This window comes from Streptomyces sp. NPDC059740 (assembly GCF_042733155.1).
In the GTDB taxonomy this organism is placed as follows: Bacteria; Actinomycetota; Actinomycetes; order Streptomycetales; family Streptomycetaceae; genus Streptomyces.
The window spans coordinates 20,784-27,109 of sequence record NZ_JBHWGP010000058.1 but is presented as its reverse complement, the minus strand read 5'-3'; the positions used below and the strand labels follow the sequence as shown (position 1 = coordinate 27,109).

Below are 6,326 nucleotides of genomic sequence, written 5' to 3'. Positions count from 1 at the left end.
GCCGGAGTCACGGGACTCCGGCCGCCTGCGGCCCCGGTGGAGGCCGGCCCTGCTCGGCCCCTACTTCGTCCAGCCCATGGTCACGTAGTCGAGGTCGCCGAGCCCGGGCGCACCGAAGTTCGCCATGTTCTTGCGCACGGCGAGTATCTGCGGGCGCTGGTAGATCTCGATGGAGTGCACCTGCTCCCAGATCAGCTTGTCCGCCTGGTTGTACAGCTTGTGCGAGGCGGCGACATCCGTCTCCTCGGAGGCCTTCTTCAGCAGCGCGTCGATCTGCGGCGTGCCGATCCTGCCGAAGTTCAGGTAGGTCTGGTCGCCCTTGGGCTGCTGGAAGGTCGAGTAGAGCTGCGAGGGGAAGATCTGGTCGACGTTGCGGAAGCTGGTGAGGTCGAAGTTGCCGCGGTCGATGTACTTGTCCGACCAGTCCTCGTCCGGGACCTTCTGGATCTGCACCTTGATCCCTGCCATGCCGAGCTGCTGCTGGACGATCTGGGCCTGGTCCAGGGAGGCGGTGGAGCCGCCGGCCGTGATCACGTAGTCGAGCGTCAGCGACCTGCCGCCCTTGGTGCGGGGCTTTCCCTCACCGTTGTCCTTCCAGCCCGCCTGGTCCAGCAGCTTCTTCGCGGCCGCCAGGTCGTACCTGCCCCACTTGCCGGAGTTCGCCTGGTAACCGGCCTGGTTGGGCATGAAGAAGTGGTTGTCGAGGGTGGCGACGTCGAACGGGATGTCCTTGTCGAAGGCCGTGACGATGCCCTTGCGGTCGATCGCGAGGTCCAGCGCCTGCCGCACCTTCAGGTCCTTCAGCGGGCCGCGGGTGCCCAGGGTGAGGTGCACCTCGTCCCAGCGGGCGCCGCGCCGGACGGCCGTACCCGGGGCCTTCACCAGCCGCTTGTAGTCCTCGGGCAGGATCGCGGGGGCCTCGTCGATCTCCTTGTTGAGGTACGCCTCGGTCCACGCCTGCTGGCCCAGCGCCCGGTAGGTCATCGAGTCCAGCTTCGGCCTGGGCCCCCACCAGTTCGGGTCGGGGACCATCGTGACCGTCTGGGACGTCCTGTCGAGCGACTTGACCTTCCAGGAGGAGCCGGTGATCGGGAACTTCTCGATCCAGCCCTTGTTGAACTTCTCGGGGGTGTCGATGCCGGCGGCGGGCAGCAGCGGCCGGAACAGGCGCTGCCAGTCGGCGTAGGGCCTGGCGAAGGTGACCACGACCTCCTGGTCGTTCGCCCCCCGCTCCACCTTCCCGATGTGGTCGTAGCCGGTGCTGTCGGCCACCAGGTAGCGGCTGTCGTGGCCGTTGAGGTCCTGCCAGAGCTGCCGGAAGTCGCGGTAGCCCAGCTGCTTCCCGTCGGACCACTTCGCCTTCGGGTTCAGCTCGTAGGTCACCACCTGCGGGCTGGTGGAGGTCACCTTCGCCGACTTCAGGAAGTTCGGGTCGGGGTGCGGCACCCCCTTGGCGTCCCGCGGCATCAGCACCGGCTCGACCTGCTCCAGCAGGGCCTGCGCGTCGCCGTCGGTGCCGTCGACGTGGAAGTAGTTGTACTGGTGCACCCACTTCTGGACCGCGAACCTGAAGGTGCCGCCCTGCCTGACCCGGGAGGCCGGCTGGGCGTTGATCTCCTGTGCCCCGACCGCCGGCGCCGCCCCCTTCTTCGCGTCACCGTGTCCGTCCTCGGACGAGCCGCACCCGGTCACCAGGAGGGTGAGGGCGGTCGCGGTGGCGGCGAGGGCTGCGGACCGCAGAGGTCTGGGCATGGGGTTCCTCCGGTGAACTGGCAGGCGTTGCGGGCGTCTCGGTGACGCGCGGCGCCGGGAGACACCGGTCGAACGGGATGGTAAGGCGTCAACTCCGCCTGCGTAAGCGCCTGCTGGCATGTGACATGTGTCCTTCACAACGTGGCAACGTTCTGCTACGAAGATCGTCTGCACGTGGCCGAGCAGGCCGAGGACAGCACGGCCCCCCACGTGACCACCGAGAGGACGACGCCCGTGACGGCCTACCTGGCCAAGAGACTGGCCTACTACGTGGTCCTGTTGGTGGTGGCCGTGTGCCTCTCCTACCTCCTCGCCTCCGCCGCCCTCGACCCGCGGGCCTACTTCGCCGACCGACGGCCGCCGCCCTCACCCGCGGCCGTCGACGCCCACCTCACCGCCCTCGGCATCAACGACCGCACCCCGCTCCTCGGCCGCCTCGGCCACTGGTTCGGCGGGGCGGTCCACGGCGACTTCGGCCGGACCATCGACGACACCTCCGTGGCCGCCGAGTTCGGCCGGCGCCTGGGCGTCTCGCTGCGGCTGCTGATCACCGGCACGGTCCTCGGTACCGTCTGCGGCATCCTCGCCGGCGCCTGGACGGCCGTGCGGCAGTACCGGCTGACGGACCGGGCGGTGACCGTGGCCTCCTTCCTCCTGCTGTCCACCCCCACCTTCCTGCTGGCGGTCCTCCTCAAGATCGGCGCCATCAAGCTCAACGCGGTCCTGGGCACCGACCTCATCCAGTTCACCGGCGAGAAGGACCCCGACCTCCACGGCGGCCTGCTGGCGACGCTGCGCGACCGCGGCGTCCACCTGCTGCTGCCGACGCTCTCCATCGGCCTGGTCACCCTCGCCGCCTACAGCCGCTACCAGCGCAACACCATGCTCGACGTGCTCGGCGCCGACTACCTGCGCACCGCCCGCGCCAAGGGCCTCAGCCGCCGCACCACGCTGCTGCGGCACGGGCTGCGCACCGCGCTCATCCCCATGTCGACCTACTTCTCCTACGGCTTCCTCGCCCTGTTCACCGGCGCCACCTTCACCGAGATCATCTTCGGCTGGCACGGCATGGGGGAGTGGCTGGTGGAGTCCATAGGCAAGAACGACGTCAACTCCGTCGTCGCCGTCTCGGCCTTCGCCGCCGTCGTCGTGCTGCTGTCCGGCTTCCTCGCCGACATCCTGCACGCGGCGCTCGACCCGCGCGTACGCACCTGAAGGAGAGGCGACGCCATGACAGCCGACACGGCACCCGCAGCCGTGGAGGCGGCCACCGAGGCCGCCACCCTCACCGGGCCCGAGGCCCCTCTGCCGGGACGGACCCGCATCGTCCTGCGGCGCTTCCTGGCCCGCCGCTCCGCGCTCGCCGGGCTCCTCGTCGTCCTCCTGCTGTTCGCCGCGGCCTTCGGCGGACCCCACCTGACGCACTGGACGTACACCGACATCGACTACACCGCCCTGCGCGCCGCCCCGGACGCCGACCACTGGTTCGGCACCAACCGCATCGGCCAGGACGTCTTCGCCCAGACCATGCGCGGCCTGCAGAAGTCGCTGCTCATCGGCGTGCTGGTGGGCCTGTCCGCCACCGTGGTGGCCTCCCTGGTCGGCGCCTGCGCCGGCTACTTCCGGGGGTGGACCGACCGGGCCCTGATGTTCCTCGTCGACCTGCTGCTGGTCTTCCCCAGCTTCCTGATCATCGCCGTCGTCGCCCCGCGACTGCGCCCGGCCGGCTGGCTCGCCTTCGTCGGGCTGCTCGCCCTCTTCGCCTGGATGATCACCGCACGGGTGGTCCGCTCCATGACGATCTCCCTGGCGCGGACCGAGTTCGTCCGGGCGGCGCAGTTCATGGGCGTGCGCCCGCTGCGCGTGATCTTCCGGCACGTCCTGCCGGGCGTCGCCTCCTTCCTCATCATCGACGCCACCATCGCGGTGGGCGGTGCGGTGATGAGCGAGACCGCACTCTCCTACTTCGGGTTCGGCGTGCAGTCGCCCGACGTCTCGCTGGGCACGCTCATCGCCGACGGCACGCCCGCCGCCGTCACCTACCCCTGGATGTTCTTCTTCGCGGCCGGACTCCTGGTGGTCTTCGTGCTCGCGGTCAACCTCATCGGGGACGGGCTGCGCGACGCCCTCGACCCGACGTCGCGAAAGGGGCGCCGATGACGCCGGTTCTGGAAGTACGCGACCTGGCGGTCGACTTCGCCGGGACGCCGGCCGTCCGCGGCGTCAGCCTCAGCCTGGAACGCGGCGAAGTGCTGGGCATCGTCGGCGAGTCGGGGTCCGGGAAGTCCGTCACCTCGCTCGGCGTCATGGGCCTGCTGCCCGCCGGCGCCCGGGTCAGCGGCTCGGTGCGGCTGGCCGGTGCCGAACTCCTCGGAGCCGACGAGGCCACCCTCAACTCGGTACGCGGCAACCGCATTGCGATGGTCTTCCAGGACCCGCTCTCCGCGTTCACCCCCGTCTACCGGGTGGGTGCCCAGATAGCCGAGGCCGTCCGCGCCCACCAGGACCTGAGCCGGGAGCAGGCCGCGCAGCGCGCGGTGGAACTCCTCGATCTCGTCGGCATCCCCGAGCCCCGGATCCGCGCCGCCTCCTTCCCCCACGAGTTCTCCGGCGGCATGCGCCAGCGCGCCATGATCGCCATGGCGATCGCCAACGACCCCGACGTCATCCTCGCCGACGAGCCCACCACCGCCCTCGACGTCACCATCCAGGCGCAGGTCCTTCAGGTGCTGCGCCTGGCCCGCCGGGAGACCGGCGCCGCCATGGTCCTGGTCAGCCACGACCTCGGGGTGATCGCGGGCAGCGCCGACCGGGTCGCGGTCATGTACGCGGGCCGGATCGTGGAGACGGCCCCTGTGGACGAACTCTTCGCCCGGCCCCGGATGCCCTACACCCTCGGCCTCATCGGCGCCGTCCCCCGCCTGGACGGCGCCCCCGCCGCGCCCACCACCACCGCGTCCGCCGCCTCCTCCCGGGCCACCGCCCCGGCCGGGGCCACCACGCCCGGCACCGCACCCGCGGGCACCACGCCCGGCCCCGGCACCGCACCTGGGAGCGAGCCGAACGGGGACGGACCCGCCCCCACCGCTCCGCCGGCCCCCGCCGCGCCCTCCGCCCCGGCCCCGCGCCCCGCGCTGGTCCCGATCCCCGGCACGCCGCCCTCACTCGCCACGCTCCCGGCCGGCTGCCCCTTCGCGCCCCGCTGCCCGATGGCCGAGGAGGCCTGCCGCGAGGCCGAGCCGCCCCTGGCACCGGCCGCCACCGCACCGCCGGCCCCCGCCGCCCCCGCGCCCCGGGCGGAGGCCACCCCGGCAACCGCGCCGGCGCCGTCAAGCGCACCCGCCTCCACCGCCGCCGCAGCCCCCCGGCACCTCGCCGCCTGCCGCCGGGCCGAGGAGATCGCCGCCGGAGCCCTCGGCCCCACCGACGTCTTCCCCGTCCCCCTTCTCCCCGCCCCCGGCACCACCCCCGCCGACGGGGAACGGAACGGGGACGCGGACGGCAACGACGCCACCGAGCCCCCGGTCCTGCGCGTCCGCGACCTGGCGAAGACCTTCCCGCTCTACAAGGGGAGCGTCCTCAAGCGCCGGATCGGCAGCGTGCACGCCGTCGACGGCGTGGAGCTGGAGGTACGGCGCGGGGAAGCGCTCGGCCTGGTCGGGGAGTCCGGATCGGGCAAGTCCACCACCCTCTACGAGATCCTGGGGCTGCGCCCGCCGCAGGCCGGGACCGTCGAGGTGCTGGGCCGCTCCACCGCGGACCTCGACCGCCGCGCGGCGCAACGCCTGCGTGCCGCGGTGCAGATCGTCTTCCAGGACCCCATGGCCAGCCTCGACCCCCGCATGCCGGTCGGCGACATCGTGGCCGAGCCGCTGCGCGCCCAGCAGGCCGACCGGACGCACATCGCCCGGCGAGTCCCCGAACTCCTGCGCCTGGTCGGCCTGGAGGCCGGCCACGCCGCACGCTTCCCCCACGAGTTCTCCGGCGGGCAGCGCCAGCGCATCGGCATCGCCCGGGCGCTCGCCGTCGGCCCCCAGCTCCTCGTCCTGGACGAGCCGGTGTCGGCGCTGGACGTCTCGGTCCAGGCGGGCATCCTCAACCTCCTGCAACGCCTGCGCGCCGAACTCGGCCTGGCCTACCTCTTCGTCTCCCACGACCTCTCGGTGATCCGGCACGTCGCCGACCGGGTCAGCGTCATGTACCTGGGACGGACGGTGGAGTCGGGCACCGTCGAGCAGGTCTACGCCGAGCCCCTCCACCCCTACACCCAGGCACTCCTGTCCGCCGTCCCGCTGCCCGACCCGGCCCGCGAACGCCGCCGCGAACGGGTGCTGCTGGCCGGGGACCCGCCGAGCCCCACCGTCCGCGAACCGGGCTGCCGCTTCCGCAGCAGATGCCCCCGCTACGCGGAACTGACCGCGGCCGACCGCACCAGGTGCGAGACCGAGCGCCCGCCGCTGACCGGCCACGGCGACCCGGACCACCCGGCCGCCTGCCACTTCGCGCAGGTGCGCCGGGTGGTCTGACCCCCCGCGCCCCCGTGGCGGACCCCGATGCCCGTGGCGGGCCCCACC

The 6,326-nt window shown here is 72.4% G+C and carries 4 protein-coding genes; 3 read left to right on the top strand and 1 reads right to left on the bottom strand.

Going from position 1 to position 6,326, the window contains the following annotated elements:
• Positions 1 to 60: 60 nt before the first annotated feature.
• Entirely contained in the window at positions 61 to 1,752 is a 1,692-nt protein-coding gene (locus ACFV3R_RS32655) for an ABC transporter family substrate-binding protein (protein WP_385590704.1), read from the bottom strand.
• 234 nt (positions 1,753 to 1,986) lie between these two features.
• Between ACFV3R_RS32655 and ACFV3R_RS32650 the strand changes: the two genes are divergently transcribed.
• Genes ACFV3R_RS32650 through ACFV3R_RS32640 form a run of 3 tightly spaced genes read left to right on the top strand, consistent with a single transcriptional unit; the run spans position 1,987 to position 6,278 of the window.
• Positions 1,987 to 2,967 carry an ABC transporter permease gene (locus ACFV3R_RS32650; RefSeq protein ID WP_385590706.1) on the top strand — a complete coding sequence of 327 codons (981 nt, stop codon included), beginning with the start codon at positions 1,987 to 1,989 and terminating at the stop codon, positions 2,965 to 2,967.
• Between the two features lie 15 nt (positions 2,968 to 2,982).
• Positions 2,983 to 3,912: an ABC transporter permease gene (locus ACFV3R_RS32645; RefSeq protein WP_385590702.1), complete on the top strand. Its 930-nt coding sequence runs from the start codon at positions 2,983 to 2,985 to the stop codon at positions 3,910 to 3,912.
• Positions 3,909 to 6,278 carry a dipeptide ABC transporter ATP-binding protein gene (locus ACFV3R_RS32640; RefSeq protein WP_385590700.1) on the top strand — a complete coding sequence of 790 codons (2,370 nt, stop codon included), beginning with the start codon at positions 3,909 to 3,911 and terminating at the stop codon, positions 6,276 to 6,278. Before ACFV3R_RS32645 ends, ACFV3R_RS32640 begins: the two co-directional genes overlap by 4 nt.
• Positions 6,279 to 6,326 lie beyond the last annotated feature (48 nt).

Bases quoted from the DNA above. Each gene is read 5' to 3' on its own strand.
- ACFV3R_RS32655 (WP_385590704.1), bottom strand. From the start codon at position 1,752: ATGCCCAGACCTCTGCGGTCCGCAGCCCTCGCCGCCACCGCGACCGCC.
- ACFV3R_RS32645 (WP_385590702.1), top strand. From the start codon at position 2,983: ATGACAGCCGACACGGCACCCGCAGCCGTGGAGGCGGCCACCGAGGCC.
- ACFV3R_RS32640 (WP_385590700.1), top strand. From the start codon at position 3,909: ATGACGCCGGTTCTGGAAGTACGCGACCTGGCGGTCGACTTCGCCGGG.